Source organism: Streptomyces sp. Ag82_O1-12, from assembly GCF_900182715.1.
Classification (GTDB): domain Bacteria; phylum Actinomycetota; class Actinomycetes; order Streptomycetales; family Streptomycetaceae; genus Streptomyces; species Streptomyces massasporeus.
Window position 1 is genome coordinate 7598796 of sequence record NZ_FXUW01000001.1, and the last position, 21405, is coordinate 7620200.

10 protein-coding genes are annotated in these 21405 nt (G+C 71.9%); 6 read left to right on the forward strand and 4 right to left on the reverse strand.

Annotated elements, in window-relative coordinates; all coding sequences use genetic code 11:
- Positions 1-51: 51 nt before the first annotated feature.
- Together QOL88_RS34625 and QOL88_RS34630 are read left to right on the forward strand one after the other, a co-directional pair.
- Positions 52-10956: a non-ribosomal peptide synthetase gene (locus QOL88_RS34625; RefSeq protein ID WP_097222169.1), complete on the forward strand. Its 10905-nt coding sequence runs from the start codon at positions 52-54 to the stop codon at positions 10954-10956.
- Positions 10946-12646 (forward strand): ABC transporter ATP-binding protein, encoded by a 1701-nt coding sequence (locus QOL88_RS34630; protein ID WP_097222170.1) that lies wholly within the window; start codon positions 10946-10948, stop codon positions 12644-12646. The genes QOL88_RS34625 and QOL88_RS34630 overlap by 11 nt, the downstream gene beginning before the upstream one ends.
- Before the next feature lie 279 nt (positions 12647-12925).
- Here QOL88_RS34630 and QOL88_RS34635 read toward each other — a convergent pair whose 3' ends face one another.
- The gene (locus QOL88_RS34635; RefSeq protein WP_097222171.1) at positions 12926-14032 is read right to left on the reverse strand and encodes an alpha/beta hydrolase-fold protein; all 1107 of its coding nucleotides are present in this window, start codon (positions 14030-14032) and stop codon (positions 12926-12928) included.
- A 94-nt stretch (positions 14033-14126) separates the two neighbouring features.
- Here QOL88_RS34635 and QOL88_RS34640 point away from each other — a divergent pair, with 94 nt between their 5' ends.
- The 3 genes from QOL88_RS34640 to QOL88_RS34650 are packed head-to-tail and all read left to right on the forward strand — an operon-like array spanning position 14127 to position 16474.
- Complete coding sequence (locus QOL88_RS34640; RefSeq protein ID WP_097222172.1) at positions 14127-14339, forward strand: MbtH family protein; 213 nt, start codon at positions 14127-14129, stop codon at positions 14337-14339.
- Positions 14340-14347: 8 nt separating this feature from the next.
- Positions 14348-15922, forward strand: a complete 1575-nt coding sequence (locus QOL88_RS34645; RefSeq protein ID WP_097222173.1) for an amidohydrolase — start codon at positions 14348-14350, stop codon at positions 15920-15922.
- A gap of 30 nt (positions 15923-15952) precedes the next feature.
- Complete coding sequence (locus QOL88_RS34650) at positions 15953-16474, forward strand: GNAT family N-acetyltransferase (RefSeq protein ID WP_097222174.1); 522 nt, start codon at positions 15953-15955, stop codon at positions 16472-16474.
- On the opposite strand, the gene argB is transcribed toward QOL88_RS34650, so the two are convergent.
- Positions 16461-17348, reverse strand: coding sequence for an acetylglutamate kinase (argB, locus tag QOL88_RS34655; RefSeq protein WP_179879040.1), 888 nt, complete (start codon positions 17346-17348; stop codon positions 16461-16463). The genes QOL88_RS34650 and argB overlap by 14 nt on opposite strands.
- A gap of 230 nt (positions 17349-17578) precedes the next feature.
- Between argB and QOL88_RS34660 the strand changes: the two genes are divergently transcribed.
- Entirely contained in the window at positions 17579-18670 is a 1092-nt protein-coding gene (locus tag QOL88_RS34660; RefSeq protein ID WP_097222175.1) for a beta family protein, read from the forward strand.
- Between the two features lie 445 nt (positions 18671-19115).
- On the opposite strand, the gene QOL88_RS34665 is transcribed toward QOL88_RS34660, so the two are convergent.
- Complete coding sequence (locus QOL88_RS34665; RefSeq protein WP_097222176.1) at positions 19116-20309, reverse strand: threonine aldolase family protein; 1194 nt, start codon at positions 20307-20309, stop codon at positions 19116-19118.
- 72 nt (positions 20310-20381) lie between these two features.
- Positions 20382-21089 carry an MFS transporter gene (locus QOL88_RS34670; protein WP_097222177.1) on the reverse strand — a complete coding sequence of 236 codons (708 nt, stop codon included), beginning with the start codon at positions 21087-21089 and terminating at the stop codon, positions 20382-20384.
- Positions 21090-21405: the final 316 nt, after the last annotated feature.

A 21405-nucleotide genomic window follows, 5' to 3' on the forward strand; every position in this document is an offset into this window, starting at 1 on the left:
CTAATTTAGGTTAGCCTAACTCCACATTCTGGAAGGGACGCTGAGTCTTCGATGATGGAATCGCGCGCTCGTCTCGCACTGCTTTCTCCCACGCGCCTGGCCGATGTGCGCCGGCGGATCGGCGACTACCCGGACAGGACCATCACCGAGGCCTGCGCCATCGCCCTGTCGTACTGGGCGACGGGCCGGAGCCCCGAGGGCATCGACCTCACCCCCGGCACGCTCTTCGCCGACGTCCTCGGCTGGGTCGACAACGGCGGTGCGGCACCCGCCGGTTGGGAGATCTCCCCGGACGGCCGCGGCATCACCGTCCCCGACGGCGTCACACCCGAGGACGCGCAGCTCGCGCTGGACGACCTGGCCGACTTCCCGGACCGGCCGCTCGGCACCGTCGGCCCCTCCGGCGTGACGGCGAGGCTGCGGACCCTGGCCGAGTGGAACGACAACCGGGCCGACCGGGACCGTCCCACCCTCGTGGAGATGTTCCGCGCGCAGGCGAGTGCCCGGCCGGACGCCCTAGCCGTCGTCGACGAGCACCGGTCGCTGACCTACCGCCAAGTCGCCGAACACTCCAGCCAGTTGGCGCATCACCTGCTCGGGCGGGGGCTCGGCCCCGAACAGGTCGTCGGCATCTCCCTGAGCCGCTCCGCCGACATGGTCGTCGGGCTGCTCGCCGTGCTCCAGGCCGGGTGCGCCTTCGTGCCTCTCGACCCGCAGTGGCCCGCCGCGCGGCGCGCCGTCGTCATCGAGGACGCCCGGGTCGTCGTCCAGCTGAACGCCACGGGCGAGCACGACCCGGCCGAACCGGACGCCGTGGCCGTCGACCTCGGCGACTGGCGGTACGACGCGCATCCGAAAGAGGGGACCGGCGTCACCGTCCTCGGCGACGCGCTGGCCTACGTGATCTTCACGTCCGGTTCGACCGGGCGGCCCAAGGGTGCGATGATCCGCCACGAGGCGATCAGCGAGCGCCTGTTGTGGCAGGTGAACGAGATCCTCGGCTTCGGCCATGACGACGCCTCGCTGTTCAAGGCGCCACTGTCCTTCGACATCTCCATCAACGAGATCTTCCTGCCGCTGGTCTGCGGCGGCCGGCTCGTCGTCCTGCGGCCCGGCGGCGAACGCGACCCGCACCACCTGCTGAGCGTCATCGCCGAACAGCGCGTCACCTTCACCTATCTGGTGTCGTCCATGCTGGACGTGCTGCTGGAGATGGCCGGCGACTCCGGCCGCCTGGACAGCCTGCGGCACGTGTGGTGCGGCGGGGAAGTGCTCACCCCCGAGCTGTACGAGCGGTTCCGCACCAAGCTCGACAACATCCCCATGTACCACGGCTACGGCCCCGCCGAGACGACCATCGGCGTCTCGCACGTCATCTACCGGGGCGCCGCGGAACGCCTGTCGACGTCCATCGGCAAGGCCAACCCCAACACCCAGCTCTACGTCCTGGACGACGAACTGCGTCCGGTCCCGGTCGGCGTCGGCGGTGAACTCTACGTCGGCGGCTTCCTCCTGGGCCGCGGCTATGTCAACGCGCCGGGCCTGACCGCCTCCCGCTTCGTCGCCAACCCCTTCGCGAACGACGGCTCCCGCCTCTACCGCACCGGCGACCTCGCCCGCTTCGCCCCCGACGGATCACTGGACTTCCTCGGCCGCGCCGACAACCAGATCAAGATCCGCGGCATGCGGCTGGAGATCGAGGACGTCGAGGTCGGCCTCGCCGAACACCCCGGGGTCCGGCACACCTGCGTCGTCGCGAAGAAGAACGCGGCGGGCGGCACCTACCTGATCGGCTACGTCATCCCCGCCGCCGGCCGTGCCGACCTGCGGGCCGACGAGGTCAAGGCGTGGGCCGGCGCGCACATGGTCGAGTACATGGTGCCCGCCCACATCGTCGTCATGGAGGAGTTCCCGCTCACCGCCAACGGCAAGCTCGACCGCGACGCGCTGCCCGAGCCCACGACCCAGGCGGGCCCGCTCGTCCGCCCCACCACCGACGACGAGCGCGCTGTGTGCGCCGCCGTCGCCGAGGTGCTGCGCCTCGAAGAGGTCGGTGTCGACCAGGACTTCTTCCAGCTCGGCGGCGACAGCATCCTCGCGATCTCCCTGCTCAGCGCGCTGCGCGAGCAGGGCCTGCACGTCACGGCACGGCAGATCTTCACCCACGGCACGGTGGGCGCCCTGGCCGCGGTCGCGAGCCGCGAGGACGTCTCCACCGTCGACCACGCCGATGTGGCCACCGGCACCGTCGTGGGCTCGCCCATCGTGCAGTGGCTCGGCGAGACCACGGACGCCATCGACGGTTTCGTCCAGTCGGTCGTCCTGAACACGCCGGCGGACCTGACCGCCGACGCCCTCGACGCGATCTTCACCGCCCTCGTCACCCGGCACGACATGCTCCGCGCCAAGCTGGTGCGCGGCAGCCGATGGAGCTTCGACATCCCCGACGCGGACCGGGCCGAGCCGGGCTGGCAGCGCAGCGACCGGCCGCTCGACGACTGCGTCGCCCTCGCCACCGGCGCACTGGACCCCACGGGCGGCGTGATGCTCCGCGCCGTCTGGCGCCCCGAGGCACGCCAACTCGTCCTCGTCGCCCACCACGTGATCGTCGACGGCATCTCCTGGCGCGTCCTGATGGAGGACCTGGCCACCGCCTGGCGGCAGGTCAGCGCGGGCCGGCCCGTCGAACTCCCTCCGGTGGGCACGTCGTTCCGGCGCTGGACCCAGCTGCTGGAACGCGCCGCGTTCGACGCCGACAGCTCCTCCTACCGGCGGCCCCTGCCCGGCGAGGACCGCCCGCTGGCCCGCCGCCCCCTCGCCGCGACCGACACGGTCGCGAACGAACGCCTGCGGACCGTCACGGTCGGCCCCGAAGTCACGGCCGCGCTGCTGAACGAGATCCCCGCGAAGTTCCACGCCGGCGTCAACGACGTCCTGCTCACCGCGCTCGCCGTCGCCCTCGCCCGGCACCGCCGCGACCTCGGCCAGGACCAGACCTTCGCCCACATCGAACTCGAAGGCCACGGCCGCGAAGGACAGTTCGTCGCGAGCTCCGCGGGCTTCGAGCCGGAACTGTCGCGGACCGTAGGCTGGTTCACCACCCTCTTCCCGGTGACCGTCGACCCCGGCACGGCAACCGACTTCACCACCCCCGAGTATCTGACCGCAGCCCTCAAAGCGGTCAAGGAAGACCTCGCCCGGGTACCGGACAACGGCGTCTCCTACGGCGCCCTGCGCTACCTCACCCACAGCGAGTTCGACGCCCCCGCACCCCAGGTGCTCTTCAACTACCTCGGCCGCTTCGCCGCCGGCGCCCCCGGCGACTGGCAACTCGCGGGCACCACCGGCCAGCTGGGCGAAAGGCGCGACCCCCGGATGCGGCTGCCGCGCGCCCTGGAGTTCAACGCGATCGCCGAACCCGCCGCCTCCGGCGCCTACGAACTCGTCACCACCGTCTCCTGGCCCGACGGCCTGTTCACCGACGCCGACATCACGACACTCGGCGACTACTTCCGCACGGCCCTGACCGGCCTCGCCGCACTCGATCAGGGCGGCCACTCGCCCAGCGACTTCCCCCTCGTACCGCTCACCCAGGCCGACGTCGACGCCTTGGACGGTCCGGCGCTGCGGGACGTCCTGCCGCTGACGCCGCTCCAGGAAGGCCTCTACTTCCACTCGGTCTTCGACGACGACTCCTCGGCCGCCTACGTCGAGCAGCAACTGCTCACCTTGGAAGGCGAAGCGGACGCCGGCCGGCTCGCCGCGGCGGCCACCCGGCTGCTCACCCTGTTCCCGAACCTGGCCGCGCGCTTCACAGCCCTGGCCGACGGCCGCGTGGTCTCCGTCCTGGAGAACGGCGTCGAAGCCCTCTTCACCACGCTGGACCGCCCCAACATCAGCGACGAGGAGATAGGCGACCTCGCCGAACGGGACCGCCGCACCGGCTTCGACCTGGCCACCGGCCCCCTCATGCGGTACACGCTCATCCGCACCGGCTCCGGCCGGAACGTCCTGGTGCAGACCGTGCACCACATCATCGCCGACGGCTGGTCCGTGCCGCCGATGCTCCGCGCGCTGCTCGCCGAGTACCACGCGCCGGGCACCGTCCACCCGATCGGCGGCTTCGCCGACTATGTGCACTGGCTCGCCGGACGCGATGCCGACGAGAGCGACCGCGTCTGGCGCGAGGAACTCGCCGAGCTGCCCGGCCCGTCGCTGGTCGCCGAGGGACACACCCCCTCCGACCGGTTCGCCGACACCTCCGTGGAACCCGAGGGCGACCTCGACACCGCCGTCCGCGAGGCCGGAGTGCCGCTGAGCGTCGCCGTGCACAGCGCCTGGGCCGTCACCCTCGGCGGCATCCTCCAGGGCCGGGACGTGGTCTTCGGCTCCACGGTCTCCGGCCGCGACGCAGAGGTGCCCGGCATCGGCGACATGGTGGGCCTCTTCATCAACACCATTGCCGTACGCGCCCGTTGGGCTCCCGGAACCACCGCCGCCGACCTGCTCACCTCGGTGCGCGACCACCAGAGCACGGTCCTGCCGCACCAGCACGTCTCCCTGGCGCGCATCGGCCGCCAGGCCGGCTCCGGTTCCCTCTTCGACACGCTTGTGGTGTTCGACGTGACCACCGACCTGACCGCGCTGCGCAGCCCCGGCGACACCCTGACCATCACGGCCCTCGTCAACGAGGGCGCCCCGCACTACCCGCTGACCCTCGTGGTCGAGCGCGCCCCCGACGGCCGCCCGCGCTTCAACCTCATCTACGACGGTGAACTGCTGCGCGAGTCGACCGCCCGGGCGATCCTGCACACGTTCAGCGGGGCCCTGACCGGCCTGCTCGCGCAGCCGGACACCCTGGTCGACGACCTGGCGGCGGGAGCCGCACGACGCCCCGCCCCTCTCACCCCGACCACCCTGGGCGGACTGTTCGACACCGCGGCCCGCCGCGACCCGGCGGCCACCGCAGTCACCCAGTGCGGCCTCGACGGCGCCACCCGCTCCCTGACCTACGGCGAACTCTCCGCCGCAAAGAACGACCTCGCCTCCGCCCTGCGCGTGGCAGGAGTCGGCCCGGGCAAGCGGGTCGCCGTCGCCGTCCCCCGCTCCCTGGAGCAGGTCGTCGCCCTCGTCGCGATCGTCGGCGCGGGCGGCGCGTACGTCCCCCTCGACCTGGCCTACCCGGACGAGCGGCTGGAGTACATCCTCGCCGACGCGGCCCCGCAGGTCGTCCTCGTGGACCGGGACCAGCGCGACCGCTTCACGGACCTCCTGGCCCGGGCGGGGGCGCCGGCCCAGGTGCTGGTCCAGGGCGAAGAGCCCCCGGCCGCTCCCACGGAGCCCGCCCCCGAGCCCGACTGGCACACCCCCGCCTACGTGATCTACACCTCCGGATCCACGGGCCGCCCCAAGGGCGTCGTCGTCCCGCACTCCAGTGTCGTGTCGCTGCTCGCGAACACCGGGCCGGACATGGACTTCGGCCCACGGGACGTCTGGGTCCAGTTCCACTCCTTCTCCTTCGACTTCGCCGTCTGGGAGCTGTGGGGCGCGCTGGCGTTCGGCGGCGAGCTGCTGGTGCCCGAGTACGGGCTGACGCGCTCCCCGGTCGACTTCCACCGCATGGTCCGCGAACGCGGCGTGACCGTGCTCAACCAGACCCCGTCCGCCTTCCACCAGTTCATCGAGGCCGACCGGCTCGCCGGCGAACCGCTGCCCGCACTGCGCCGGATCATCTTCGGCGGCGAGGCACTGGACCTCGGACGGCTGCGCGGCTGGGTCGAACGGCACGGCACGTCCGCACCCGAGCTGGTCAACATGTACGGCATCACCGAGACCACCGTCCACGTCACCCACCGGGTCCTGACCGACGCCGACTTCGGCCCCGGCGACGACGTCAGCCCCATCGGCGGCCCGATCCCCGGCCTGGTCACCTACCTGCTCGACGACCGGCTCCGCCCGGTGCCGCCGGGCCGCGAGGGCGCCATCTACGTCGCCGGCGACCAGGTGGCCCTCGGCTACCTGGGCCGGCCCGGGCTCACCGCGGGCCGCTTCGTCGCGAACCCGTTCACGTCCGACGGCTCCCGCATGTACCACACGGGCGACCTCGCGCTCCGCACCCTCGACGGCGAACTGGTCTTCACCGGCCGCGCGGACGATCAGGTGCAACTCAAAGGATTCCGCATCGAGTTGGGCGAGGTGGAGTCCGCGATCAGGGCCATCGACGGCGTGACCGACGTGGCGGTGACGGTGGCGGACACCGGGGATCACCTGGTGGCGCATGTGGTGGGCAGCGTGCCGCCCGACCTGACGGCCCGTCTGTCGTCCAGTCTTCCCGTCCACATGGTCCCGGGCCAGATCCTCACGATCGAGGCCCTACCGCTGACGATCAACGGCAAGCTGGACCGGAAGGCCCTGGCCGAACGCCCCCTCAGGGGCGCGGGGAACTGCGCGACCAGCCCCCACGCACCCGCAGACGAAACCACCGCGGTAGCCGCACTCACCAACATCTTCACCGAGACGCTGCCCGGCGCTTCCGTAGACGCCGACACCGACTTCTTCCGCGCCGGAGGCGACAGCATCATCGCCATCACGGTCGTGAACAGGGCCCGCACCCTCGGCCTGCCCATCGCACCCAGGGACGTCTTCCTGCTCAAGACCCCCCGCGCGCTGGCCGAACACCTGAGCACCAGCACAGCCCCGACCCCTCAAGCCCCCACCCGCCGCGAGGACGGCCCCCTCACACCCACCCCGATCATCCTCCGCCAACGCGAACTCGGCGGCTCCCTCACCCGTTTCGCCCAGGCCAGGACACTCCGGGCCCCCGACGGCACCGGCTTCACGGACGCCGTACGCGCCGCGAACGCCGTGGTCGCCGCCCACCCGGCCCTGCGGCTGAGGCTCCGCACAGAGCACGGCGTGTGGTCCCTGCGCACCGAACCCGCCCACGACGTCACCGTCGTACGCCCGGACACCACCGACGCGACGGCCGTGGCGAACGAGGCGGCCGGACGACTCGACCCCGAGTCAGGGAACGTCATCGCGTTCGCGTGGCTGGAGGCGAGTCACACCCTCGTCGTCACCGTGCACCACCTCGCCGTCGACGCGGTTTCCTGGCTGATCCTGCTCGACGACCTGGCCACGGCCCTGCGCGGCGAGCCCCTCGCCCCGCCGACCACCTCGTACGCCGAGTACGCCGAAGCCCTGACGCTCCGGGCGGCCCAGGACCTCGACGACCTCGGCCACTGGGTCACCACCCTCCAGGCTCCCGAACTGCTTCCGCGTACGGGGGCGTTGCGCAGGACGACGGTGGTACTCGCCCCGGACGTGAGCGACAGCGTCACCCGCGCCGCCCCCGCCGCACTCGGCGTCGGCCTCACCGAACTTCTCTGCGGCGCCCTGCGCACCGCGCTGACCCGCATCCAGCCGTCCCCCGGCGACCTCGCGATCGACCTGGAGCGGCACGGCCGGGTCCCGGTCCTCGAACAGCACGACTACACCCGTACCGTCGGCTGGTTCACCGCCATCGCGCCCGTACGGCTCACCGCGCACACCGACCCCGTCGCCGCGGCCCGCGAGGTCGCCGAGCGCCAGCCGGACGAGCGCGGACACGTCGCCTACGGCCGGCTCAGGTACCTCGACCCGCAGACGGCCCCACTGCTCACCGCCCGCCCGCAGGTGCTGTTCAACTACCTCGGCCGGGGCAGCGAGTCCCAGGCGCTGCACCTCTCCGGCGGCGACCAGGGCAGCCCGTACGCCGTCGAGGTCAACGCCTGGACCGACGAGGCAACCGGCGCCCTGCTCGCCGAGTTCGTCCTCGCCGAAGGCGTCCCCGACGCGATCACCGAGTACTGGCGCAGCGCGCTGAAGCACCTCGCGGACGCCGCGACGACGGCCGAGCGCACCGCACCGGTCACCCCGCTCCAGCGCGGCCTGTTCTTCCAGGCCCAGATGGCGGGCTCGGCCGGACACTACGTCGCACAGAACTGGTTCACCTTCGACCGGCGCCTGGACACCGGCGCGCTGGCCGAGGCGATGACCCACGTGATCGCGAGGCACCCGGTCGCCGGCGCCGGCTTCGGCACCGACGAGGACGGAAACCCGGTCCAGATCCTCAAGGCCGGGCGACGGGTCGACGTCCGTACGATCGCCCTGTCGACGGACGCGGAGGTCGACGCCCTGCGCGCCCGGGACCGGGACACGGGCTTCGATCCGGGCGAGCCGCCGCTGATCCGGCTGACCGTCGTGCACCTGCCCGGCGACCGGGACGGCCTGCTGCTCAGCTACCACCTGCTGCTGTGGGACGGCTGGTCCCGGGAGATCGTCCTGCGGGACCTCTTCGACGCCTACCGCGCCGTCCTCGCCGGCGAGCCGCTCGATCCGACGCCCGCCACACCGAGCTTCGAGGAGTACGCCCGGGCCCTCGACGCCAGGGACCCGGCGGCGTCGGAGCGCTTCTGGGCGGACCACCTGGCCGCTCTCCCCGGCCCGACGCTGCTCGCCGGACCATCGCCGTCCTTCTCGGACGACCTGCCGAGTGCGCTCGTGCACACCCTGTCCGCCGAGCGGTCCGCGCTGGTGCGCGAGGCGGCCCGGGTGCACGGCGTCACCCTGAACTCCGTGCTGACCGGCGCGTTCGGCCTGCTCCTCGGCGCGCACACCGGCCGCGCCGACGCCGTGTTCGGCGTGACCGTCTCCGGCCGGGACGGCGAGGGGCGCTCCGACATCGTCGGCGTGCTGCTCAACACCGTGCCGATGTGGACCCGGACCCGCCCCGACGACACGGTCGGCGCCTACCTGTCGGCCGTCCAGACCGCCCGGGTCGAGGCAATGGAGCACGAGCACCTCGGGCTCGGCGAGATCCAGCGGGCCAGCGGGCACGACACCCTGTTCGACAACCTCTTCGTGCTCCAGAATTTCCTGGACATGGACGCGTTCGCCGAGATGAACACCCGGCACGGCATCACCTCGGTGAAGGCCGACGACTCCACCCACTATCCGTTCACCTGGGTCGTCACGCCCGGCGACCGGCTCACGGTCAAGCTGGAGTACCGCGACGGCGACACCGGCAACGCCCGCCGTCTCCTCGACGACTACCTGGGCGTGCTCGAAGACCTGGCCCGTGCCACCGGGCCGGTCGGCGCGCTGCGGGGTCTGGGCCCGGTGCCCGAGCCGGCCGCACGCACCGACGTCGGCACGGACACGGTCGTCGACCGGTTCGACCGGGCGGCGGACCGCGACCCGCAGCGGGTGGCACTCGTCGCCCACGGCTCGACGATGACGTTCGCCGAACTCCGCGACCGCAGCCGGGCCGTGGCGGGCGTGCTCGCCGCGCGCGGCATCGGACCGGAGACGACCGTGGGGCTCGCCATCCCGCGCTCCCTCGACTGGATCGCGGCGCTGTTCGCCGTCCTGCGGGTCGGCGCCGCATACGTGCCGCTGGAGCTGGACCACCCGGACGAGCGGATCGCGGCCATCGTCGACGACGCCCGCCCGGACGTGATCCTCACCGTGAGCGCGGTCTCGCCCCGGCTGACCGGCGACCTGATCGAACTGGACCGGCCACTTCCCGACGCCGAGCCCTACGTGACGTTCGCGCCGGACGACCCGGACCGGCTGCGCCACCCCGCGTACACGATCTACACCTCCGGCTCCACCGGGAAGCCCAAGGGCGTGGTGACCGAGTACGCCGGTCTCACCAACATGCTGATCAACCACCAGCGCAGGATCTTCGAGCCGGTGCTGGCCGAGCACGGACACCGCCTCTTCCGGATCGCGCACACCGTGTCGTTCGCGTTCGACATGTCGTGGGAGGAGCTGCTGTGGCTCGCCGACGGCCATGAAGTGCACATTTGCGACGAGGAGTTGCGCCGGGACGCGCCCAGGCTGGTCGCGTACTGCCTGGAGCACGGCATCGACGTCATCAACGTGACGCCGACCTACGCGCAGCAACTCGTCGCCGAGGGCCTGCTCGACGACCCGGCGCGGCGGCCGGCGCTGGTGCTGCTCGGGGGCGAGGCCGTCACGCCGACGCTGTGGCAGCGGCTCGCCGACACCGAGGGCACCGTGGGCTACAACCTGTACGGGCCCACCGAGTACACCATCAACACCCTGGGCGTCGGCACCTTCGAGTGCCAGGACCCGGTCGTGGGCGTGGCCATCGACAACACCGACGTGTACGTCCTGGATCCGTGGCTGCGGCCGCTGCCGGACGGTGTGCCCGGCGAGCTGTACGTGTCGGGCATCGGCATCGCGCGCGGCTACCTCGGGCAGCCCGCCCAGACGGCCCACCGTTTCGTCGCCTGCCCGTTCGGCGAGCCCGGCGAGCGCATGTACCGCACCGGTGACCTGGTGGTCCGCCGTCCGGACGGCAACCTGATGTACCTGGGCCGCACCGACCAGCAGGTCAAGATCCGCGGCCACCGCGTCGAACTCGGCGAGGTCGAGGCGGTGTTCGCGGCGCACCCGGCGGTGCGGTTCGTCGCCGCGGTCGCCCAGCCCGACCCGCAGGTCGACGGCGCCCACCGGCTGGCCGCCTACCTGGTCCTGGACGGGGCGGATCTGGCGGACGTCGCCGCCGACGTGGGCGCCGGACTGCCGGACTTCCTGCGGCCCACGCACTACGCCCAGGTCGACAGCATCCCGCTGACGGTGAACGGGAAGGCTGACACCAAGGCGCTGCCCGAGGCCAAGCCGCTGGGCGCGCTGACCACGGCGGGGGAGCGGGGCCCGCAGACCGAGACCGAGACCGTGGTGTGCGAGTACTTCGCCGAGGCACTGCATCTTGACGACGACGAGGTGAGCGCGGTGAGCGACTTCGTGTCCCTGGGGGGACACTCCATGCTGGCGGTGCGGCTCGTCGGGCTGCTCCGCCGCGAGTACGGTCCCGTGCTCACCATCCGCGATCTGTTCACCCTGCGAACCCCGGAAGCGATTGCCCGCCACCTCGATGACAACTGACACCCAGCGGCCCCGCCACGGGGCCGCCATCCTCCGGACCGCCCTGCGCCGCAACATCGGCGCCATGGCCTGGGGCACCCTCCTCATGGGCCTCTACCAGGCCGGCGAGACGGCCTTCCCCATCGCACTCGGCCTGATCGTCGAGCACACGCTGCGGGACGGCCGCAGCCTCCAGGCGCTCGCCGTGTCGATCGGCGCCCTGGCCGTGATCATCACGACGGTTTCGCTGTCGTGGCGGTTCGGCATGCGGATCCTGCAGAAGGCCAACACGACCGAGGCGCACCGCTGGCGGGTGAAGGTCGCGGCCTGCGGTCTGCAGCCCGTGGCCCGGGACGTCGACCTCAAGTCCGGCGAGGTGCTGACCATCGCCACCGAGGACGCCGACCAGACCGCCGACATCATCGAGGTGGTGCCGCTGCTGATCAGCTCGCTCGTGGCGGTGCTGGTCGCGGCGGTCGCCCTGGGCCTGGCGGACATCCGGCTGGGGCTGCTGGTGATCGTGGGCACCGTCGCGATCCTGTCGATCCTCAGCGTGATGTCCAAGCGGATCGGCAGCAGCACCCAGGAGCAGCAGGCCCGGGTGGCGCGGGCGGGTGCGAAGGTCGCCGACCTGATCGCCGGCCTGCGCCCGCTGCACGGCTTCGGCGGCAACCACGCCGCCTTCCGGTCCTACCGGCAGGTCAGCACGGAGGCGAGACGCCAGTCGATCACCGTCGCCAAGGTGAACGGCGCCTACGCGGGCACCGCGCTGGCCCTCAACGCGGTCCTCGCCGGCGCCGTGACCCTGACGGCGGGCTGGCTGGCGTTCGAGGGACGGGTCACCATCGGCGAACTCGTCATGGCCGTGGGCCTGGCGCAGTTCATCATGGAACCGCTCAAGCTGTTCTCCGAGATGCCCAAGTACGTGATGATCGCGCGCGCCTCGGCCGAGCGGATGGCTCTGGTGCTGTCGGCCCCGCCGGTCATGACCCCGGGCTCCGAACGCCCGTCCGGGGGCGGCGACCTGGAGATCGACTGCGTCCGCCACGGCACCCTGACCAACCTGAAGTTCCAGGTGAGGGCAGGTGAGTTCGTCGCCATCGCCCCCTATCAGCCGCGCGCGGCGGCCGACCTCGCCGCCGTCCTGGCCGTGCGCGTCCCGCCCACCGCGTACGAGGGAACGGTACGGATCGGCGACAAGGACCTGGCGGACCTCTCCGTCGAGGCGATCCGCGAGCACCTGCTGGTCAACCCCTACGACGGGGAGATCTTCGCAGGCACCCTCCGCACGAACATCGACCCGTCGGGCACCAGCCGTTCGGTCCCCGAGGCGGTCGAGGCGTCCATGCTGACCGACGTCGTGGCCCTGCACCGCGAGGGCCTCGACTACGGCGTCCGCGACCGGGGCGCCAACCTCTCCGGAGGTCAGCGCCAACGCCTCTCCCTGGCACGCGCCCTGGCCGCCGACACCGACGTCCTCGTCCTGCACGACCCGACGACGGCGGTGGACGCGGTCACCGAACAACTCGTCGCCCGCAACGTGGCGAAGCTGCGCCGGGGCCGCACGACGATCGTGATCACCAGCAGCCCGGCGTTCCTGGACGCGGCGGACCGCGTCCTGGTCCTGGACGACGGAGCCATCACAGCAGAGGACACCCACCGCAACCTGCTGGCAAGAGACCAGAAATACCGCTCGGCGGTGGCACGCTGACCTTCGGGGGCGCGGGGAACTGCACGATCGGCCCCCACGCACCGGCACCCGACGCCGTGCGCCGAGTCCACGTGTGGATTCTGAAGGGGCCAGGGGGACATGCCCTCAGGGGGCGCGGGGAACTGCGCGACCGGCCCCCACGCACCCGCACCCGACAACGGCGTTACACGCGAAGCGCCGAGGTCAGGTGTCGATTCTGAAGGGGCCAGGGGGACATGCCCTCAAGGGGCGCGGGGAACTGCGCGACCGGCCCCCACGCACCCGCACCCGACAACGGCGCTACGCGCGAAGCGCCCAGCCGACATCCCTGAGCAGCGCATGACGCCACCCCGCCCGGTCATGCCCCGACGCGGACCGGGACACCCGCACGGTCGCCCCGGCCCGCTCCACCAAACCCTCGGTCACCTCACAGTGGGGCAGCATCCGGTCCTCGTGCTCCCCGACATCGAACGCGACCCGCAGCCCCGACAGATCAACCCCCGCCCGCAACCGCTCGGCGATCACACCCCCGACCGAACCCCCCAACGGATCAGCCGCCCGCAGGGCATCCGGCGTCCACCAGAACGACCCCGACTGACACGCCACCCGCGACACCAACTCGGGATACTCCAGCGCCGCGTACACCGCACTCAGCCCCCCGAGACTCTGCCCGGCGACCACCAGCCGCTCCGGATCGGCAGGGACGCCCGACTCCGCCACCAGCGGCAGCAGTTCGTCCCGCACCGCCTCCCACAGCTGGGGCCGGCACGTGAACTCGGCGACCCGGTCCTTGGCGGGCAGGAAGACCAGAGTGACGGGCGGCACCTCACCCGCCGCCACCGCCGAGTCGAACGCGGTCACGGCCGGATGCAGATGGAGCCAGTCGTCGCCGTCGAGCAGCAGCACCACCGGCCCACCGCCCCCCGCCGGATGAACCCGCACGGTCCGCCGCCCGCCCAGTCGCTCACTGGCCCACCGGATCCGCGCCCGCGGCAGGGGCAGCACCGCGTCCGCCCCGAGGACGGGCCAGTGCGGCTGCTCCGGGGCATCCGGGGTCGCGGCGATGGACCGCTCGCCGCCCGCCCCGGCCGGGTTGAACGGGTCGGCATGGAAGACCTCACCCGCCAGGAACCGGTACGTCACCCGCAGCCGCTGAGGCATGCGTACCTCGGCGTACCAGCAGTCGGTGTCCTGCCAGCGGCGCAGGGCGACCGGCTCCGACCAACTCTCGAACTCGATGGTCACCGGCGACGACCCGCGCCACAGGAACAGCGTCACCCAGCCGCCGCCCTCGGCGGGCACCGACGAGGGCGCCCCCACAGCAGCCCAGAACGCGGAACTGCCGGGCGCGCCCGGCAGCCCGAACCCGGCGAACGCGTCCTGACTGCCGGCCGCGGCCACGCGCATGAGCGTCTCCTTGTGAGAGGGAAGGGGCAAAGGCTAAGCTCCGTCAATTAGGCGAGCCTAACCTAATCTTGACCCCTTCGAGGAGGCGCGAAGCATGAGCACCAACCCCTTCGACGACAACGAAGGCCGGTTCCTCGTCCTGGTGAACGACGAGGGCCAGCACTCCCTCTGGCCGTCCTTCGCCGAGGTCCCCGGGGGATGGGCGATCGCCTTCGCCGAGAACACCCGCGAGGCATGCCTGGAGTACGTCGAGACCCACTGGACGGACCTGCGCCCCCGGTCCCTCGCCGCGTCCCAGGACGCCTGATACCGCCGATGCTGTGCACCAGGCTGACCAACGCCCGTTTCCTCACCATGGATCCGGACCACCCGGTCGCTCATGACCTGGGCATCTGGCAGGGCCGGATCGCGGGCCTCGACGAGGCCGTGACCTCCCTGCCCGCCCGGGACATCGTCGACCTCCAGGGCGCCACGGTGCTGCCGGGGTTCATCGACGCCCATGTCCACCTCGCCTGGACCGGGTTCAAGCAGAACACCCCGAGCGTCGCCGGCCGCACCCGCGTCGAGGACGTGCTCGCGGTCGGGGCCGAGGCGGTCGCCCGCACCCGGGCCCCCGGCGACTGGGTGAGCATCGCCGGCTACGACCAGCGGGCCCTGGGCCGCCATCTGACCGCCGCCGAACTCGACCGGGTGAGCGACGGACGCAAGCTCTATCTGCTGCACGACTCCGGGCACGGCTGCGTCGTCAACACCGCCGTCCTGGACCTGCTCCCCGCCGGCATCCCGCACGACAACGGCTTCCTCGCCGAGCGGGCCATGGGCGCCGCCCGCGCCCTGCGCCTTCCGCACGCCCAGGAGGACCTGGCCGAGGCGATCGGCCGCGCGGCCCGCACCTGTCTGACCGAGGGCGTCACCGCCTGCGCCGAAGCGGGCATCGGCGGCACCCTCTTCGGTCACAGCCCCGTCGAACTCGGCGCCTACCAACTCGCCCGGGACAAGGACCTGTTGCCGCTACGGGTGCAGCTCATGGTGTCCGCGGACCGGCTGCGCCGGGTTGCCGCGCACGAGGCCGACGGCATCCCGCGCGCCCTCGACCTCGGCCTGCGCACCGGCTTCGGCGACGACCGGCTCTCCGTGGGCGCGCTGAAGGTATACACCGACGGCGGCATGATGGCCCGTACGGCCGCACTGACCAGCCCGTACGAAGGGCTCGACCATGCCGGGCAGTTGCAGGACGACCCGGTCGTGCTCACCGAGCTCATCGTGGACGGCCACCTCGCCGGCTGGCAGCTCGCCGTGCACGCCATCGGCGACCGTGCGGCCGACATCGCCCTGGACGCGATCGAGCGCGCCCAGCGGATCCGGCCCCGCCCCGAGGCCCGCCACCGCATCGAACACGCCGGGCTGATCCGGCCCGACCAGCTCCCGCGCATGGCGCGGCTCGGCGTCAGCGCGGTCGTCCAGCCGAACTTCCTGCGCTGCTTCGGCGACGACTACGCCTCGATCATGGGCGAGGAACGGGCGCCCTGGATGTACCGGGGCCGGGCCTTCCTGGATCACGGCATTCCCCTGGTGGGCAGCTCCGACCGGCCCGTCGCCGACGGATCGCCCCTGCTCGCCGTCCAGTTCATGGTCGAACGCGCCTCTGCCTCCGGGCAGCTCATCGGCCCGGACGAGGCCGTCACCGTCGACCAGGCCCTGCACGCGTACACCGTCGCCGGCGCCCGCGCCTGCCACTGGGAGGGCCGCCTGGGCTCTCTCACCCCGGGCAAAAACGCCGATCTGGTCGTCCTCGCCGACGACCCCCGGAGCGTCGACACCTCGCGCATCGGCACCATCGAGGTCGTGGAGACGTACGTGGACGGCCGTCCGAGCCGTCCACGCGCTTGATCCCCGGTCCGGAACCGAGGAAGGAACCCCTTGACCACGGCTGCGCCGCGCCCTGCCGTGCTCCCGCACGCCCTTGCCGCACCGACGTCCACCGTGCGTACCGCCCGCCCCGACGAGGCCGCCGCCCTCGCGGCCCTGTCTCGGCCCTTCGTGCGCTCGGGCGCACTGCGCGAACGTCCCGTCTCCCTCTATGCCGCCCACGCGGCCGACTTCCTGGTGCTCCAGGCTCCCGACGGCACCCTCGACGGCTGCGTGGGCCTGCGCGCCTACTCCGCGGACCCGGGGGAGGGCCGCGAACGCGCGGGCGTTATCTACAACTTCTGCGTGGCCGCGCACCGGCAGGGGAGCGGAGCGGGCGCGGGGCTGTTACGCGCGGTGCTCGCCACGGCACACGCCCGGTCGCTCGACGCCCTGTTCACGGCGACCACCGGAGGCGCCGGACTGTTCCTCCGCCACGGCTTCACGCCCACGACCGCGCACCGTGCGCCACGGCCCTGGGCGGAGTCCCTGGACCCGCGGCGCGGGGCACGCGTCCTGGTCAGGACGTGGTGACGGCGTCGGGAACCACGGTGGTGCCGGGGCTGGTCCCGGCGAGCACACTGTGCAGCACCGCGCGCGGCACGCGCCCGTCCACCACATGCGCCTTGCGCACCCCGCCGCGGACGGCCCGCAGACAGCCCTCCATCTTCGGCAGCATCCCGCTCGCCAGCCCGGGCAGCAGCCCGTCCAGCTCCCGGGCCGTCAGATGCCCGATCACCTCGGTGCTACGCGGCCAGTCCGCGTACAGCCCCTCGACGTCGGTGAGCATCACCAGCCGCTCGGCATCGAGTGAGACGGCGAGGGCGGCCGCCGCGAGATCGGCGTTCACGTTGTAGACCTGCCCGTCCGCGCCGCGTGCGACGGGGGAGACGACGGGGATGCGGTCCTGCTCCAACAGGGCGCGCACCATAGCCGGATTGACGTCCACGACGTCGCCGACGAGGCCGATGTCCACCGCCCTGCCGTCCACCCGGACCGGCCGCCGCACGGCCGTCATCGTGTGGGCGTCCTCCCCGGTCAGACCCACCGCGAAGGGGCCGTGGGCGTTGATGTGTCCGACCAGCTCCCGCTGCACGCGACCCGTCAGCACCATGCGCACCACGTCCATGGTCTCGGGCGTGGTCACCCGCAGCCCCGCCTCGAAGCGCGTCTCCAGGCCGAGCCGGTCCAACATCGCGCTGATCTGCGGCCCGCCGCCGTGCACGACGACCGGGCGCAGGCCCGCGTGCCACAACTCCACCACGTCCTGGGCGAACGTCAGTTGAAGTCCCGGGTCCACCATGGCGTGGCCGCCGAACTTGACCACGACCACGCTGCCCCGCAGGTCCTCGGGCCAGGGAAGGGGCTGGGCGGACGGCTCCCCTGCTCGGGCGTGTGTCACGGTCACGCGGTCACTCCGTTTCGTGGCGACGGCTGCGCGGGAAGACGCCGCGGCCCACGGCACCCGGAGAAAGCTCGGGGTACCCACATTAGCTAAGGCTAACCTAATGATGGCTGCTCTGGACGGCGAACCGGTAAGGGGCTGGCCTGAATCGCGCTCTTTCGAGCAGCAGCTGCTCCCCGCACCCTTCGATCAGGGGCGATACGGCGACAGGCGGAATCGACGGGGGAGCCGCGATGGTGGAGCCGATCTACGTACCGGTGTTACCGACGACGCGGGCGGCCCGGTCGGCCTACGCGCAGCTGGATCTCAGCGTCAGGCGACGCATCGCACCGCTGTGGACGCTGGCCCCACGAGTCGGGCCCGAGCGCCCACGGGGACGCCGTACCTTCCCTGACCCCGACACGGATTCGGCTGAACTCGGCAGGTGGCTCGCTTCACGCGTGGGGCCCCTGGTCGAGGTGATGGACGGCCTACCCGGCTGGGTGGACGCGGCGCATGTCGAATGCCATGTCGAGGCATGGGCCTCAAGCCTGTGGCAGCTGACGACCAGGAGCACACTGCGGCTGGTCACCGGACCGGAACGGGGTCGGGAGCACCAGCGTCATGCCGCCGACCTGGCTTTCATGAGCGGGCGCGGTCTCGGCATACGAGTCCTGGTCGACGATCTGCCGGAGGCACACTCCGCCACGGAACTCATGGAGTTGGTCGACCGGCTGCGCCTGCAGTCCTCACAACTCGACCTTCTCCTGGACATCGGGCCGGTCACGGACTCGTCGGACGCGGGGAAGAGGGCCCTCGCCGCGGTCGACGTCCTCGGGGCTCTTGTCGCCTGGCGCCGAGTCGTCCTCGTGTCGGGTGCCTTCCCCCGCACTCTGCGGGACCTCGAGGTACGTCCCACCCGCCACGTCGAGCGCCATGACTGGCAACTGAACCGCTTACTGCGGGCGGCCCGCTCCGGGGCCCGCGGGAACATCGTCTACGGGGACTACTCCACGGAACACGCATTCAGCGCGAACATGGCGTCGGTACGGCAGCCCGGCCCGGGCTGGGGACTGGTGCGCTACACCACGCCCGAGGGCTTCCTCATCGCCCGGGCACCCACGCGGGGCTCTGATCACCGGTCGCGGGCGCGGGAGATGGCTCGCTGGATCGTGGAGTCCGGATGGTTCCGTCGGATCGGCCAGAGCGAGGGGGAACGCTGGCTGCACGCGTGCGCGTACGGCGAGGGGGCGCGTGGATCCGGCAGCGCCGAAAAGTGGATCCAGGTGGGGCATGTTCAGCATCTGCACTTCGTGGTCGACCAGTTGACACCGACGATCGGCTGACTGGCCCTCACACAGCCTTGGGCCCCGTGAACGAGACGGCCGTCGCTCCGGGACCGCCGCCGGACCGCTCAGCCGACTACTGCCAGACGCACCAACGGCAGTGGTACAGACCGGAGTCGTCCCAAAACCGTCGGCCCGTTGTGTCGCGCCGGGTGCCGCTGTGAAGCAGCGCAGCTTCTCGATGTGGTAGGAGCGCAGTTGGACGAGATGGCACACCCCTTGGGACATGGTCCTGGGCCGACTGGAGGGGACCTCGTACACCGTGACGCTGCTGACGTGGCGGTCGAACGACAGCGTCGCGGGGGTGGCAGCGGCGGGGGCAGCCTCCTCACGTGATCCCGGGCATGGTGCCGAGCAGTGGACCTCGAACTGGAGGACCTCTTCGTGCTTCATCTGCCGGGGGGCAGGGCGCTCGGCTGTCCCCCCTCAGGCTTCCCGCCGCCGTCTACTTCGTCCTGCGGTTCGAGTCAGGCTCTTTCCCCAGCGCTTCGATCGTCTCCTCCATTTCGCGGACCTTACGGCGCAGTCGCACCAGTTCCTCGCGCTCGGCCACGGTCAAGCCCCCCGCCGGCCCTTGGCCTCGCTCCGTCGCCAGCTCCTCCGCGATCGCCGCCGCGAACGCGTCCACGTCGCCCTCGGTGGTGTCGAAGGAGGTCATCCAGCGGACCTCGCCGGCCTGCTCGTCCCAGGTGTAGAAGCGGAAACGCTTCTGGAGACGCTCGGTGACGGCCGGCGGCAGGACGGCGAAGATCTGGTTGGCCTGCACCGGGCGAGAGATCTCCAGGCCCGGCAGTTCGCGCACCGCCTCGTACAGCCGCTGGGTCATCGCGTTGGAGCGGGCCGCCGAGCGCTGCCAGAGGTCACCGCCGAGCAGCGCCTCGAACTGCACCGACATGAAACGCATCTTGGAGCCCAGCTGCATGCTCGTCTTGCGCAGATGGGCCATGCCGCGCACCGCGTCCTCGTTGAGCACGATCACCGCCTCGCCGAAGAGCAACCCGTTCTTGGTGCCGCCGAGCGAGAGGACGTCCACGCCGGCGTCGGTGGTCATCTCGCGCAGGGGCACGCCGAGGGTGGCGGCGGCGTTGGCGAGCCGGGCGCCGTCCAGGTAGACGAGCATGCCGAGGTCGTGCGCGTGGTCGCAGATCGCACGGATCTCGTCCGGCGTGTAGCAGGTGCCGAGCTCAGTGGACTGGGCGATGGAGACGACCCTGGGCCGGGCCCGGTGCTCGTCCTCGAAGCCCCAGGCCTGACGGTCGATCAGCTCAGGGGTGAGCTTGCCGTCCCATGCGGGCACCGTCAGGAGTTTGATCCCGGCGACCTTCTCGGGCGCCCCGCCCTCGTCGACGTTGATGTGGGCCGACTCGGCGCACACCACGGCGTCCCAGCGGTCGAGCATGGTCTGGAGCGCTACCACGTTCGCGCCGGTGCCGTTGAAGACCGGGTACGTGTGCGCGGTGGGGCCGAAGTGGCCGCGCACCACTTCCTGGAGGCGCTCGGTGTAGACGTCGGCGCCGTAGCTGACCTGGTGGCCGCCGTTGGCCAGGGCGATCGCTGTAAGGATCTCCGGGTGCACGCCCGCGTAGTTGTCGCTGGCGAAGCCGCGCTCTTCCGGGTCGTGTCGTCGCTGTACGGTCATGCTGCGCTCGCTTACTTGTCTCGGTCGGACGGGTGTGACACATGGGGTCCGGACGGGCGCCGGCCGGTCCGCTCAGGCCGGCGCCGGCTCCGTCCGCGCGCGGGTCTTCTCCAGGCCGCGCACCAACGGCGGCGCGGCGAGCCCGAGCAGGGCGAAGAGCGCCGCGAGGATCAGCCAGCCGGTCCCCGCCGCGCCGACGACCAGGGAGGTCATCAACCACGGCCCGGCGAACTGCTGGAGCCCGCGCCCCAGGGAGAACACCGCCTGGTACTCCCCCTGACGGCCCGCCGGGGCGAGCCCGAAGGACAGGCCCCAGCTCGCCGACGCCTGGTACAGCTCGCCGAGGACGAGCACCAGCGCACCGCCCAGCAGGGCCGCACTGTCCAGGAGCGCGCCGTGCCCCCCGCTCATCGCGAAGACCAGGCAGGACGCCCCCAGCGCCCACCCCGCCCAGCGCAGCATACGTGCCGCTCCCGCCGGGGTACGCACGCCCTTGCTGACCGTGACCTGGAACAACAGCACCAGGACGGTGTCCAGGATCAGCAGCCTCGACACCAGCAGCGCGGGCGCGTCGGTGCCGGTGACGATCCACAGCGGCAGACCGACCGTCAGCAGCGGGTGGTACAGCTCCAGAGCGCCGCAGATCAGCGCGACCGCCACATAGCGCACGTCCCGCAGAGCGGCGCTGCGCAGTACCCCGCCCGGCGCCTCGGCGGCGGGGGCACGGGGCCCGGCTCCCGTGGGCAGCCGCAGCCCGAGCAGCACGGCGACGGAGACCAACTGCAGGGCGGCGTTGGCGAGGACCGTGGCGCAATCCCCCGGGCAGAGCTGTTGGACCGGACTCGGATCGCGATCCTGGTCGTGATCTTTCTATCCGGGCGCCTTGGCCCCGGTCAATGGATCACCGCAAAATTATCTGTGAGAGCGAACCTGAGCCGAACATTTTCCGGAACAAGGCCCCTGGCGGCGCCTGATCGACTCCGGGACGCCGACAGAGACATGGTGACGTGACCTCGTCAGGGCGGGGTGACATCACGGGCCCTGGGCCTGCTGCTCGGGGGCCTGAACCTGGCCACCGTCGCCGGGGTACCGCTGG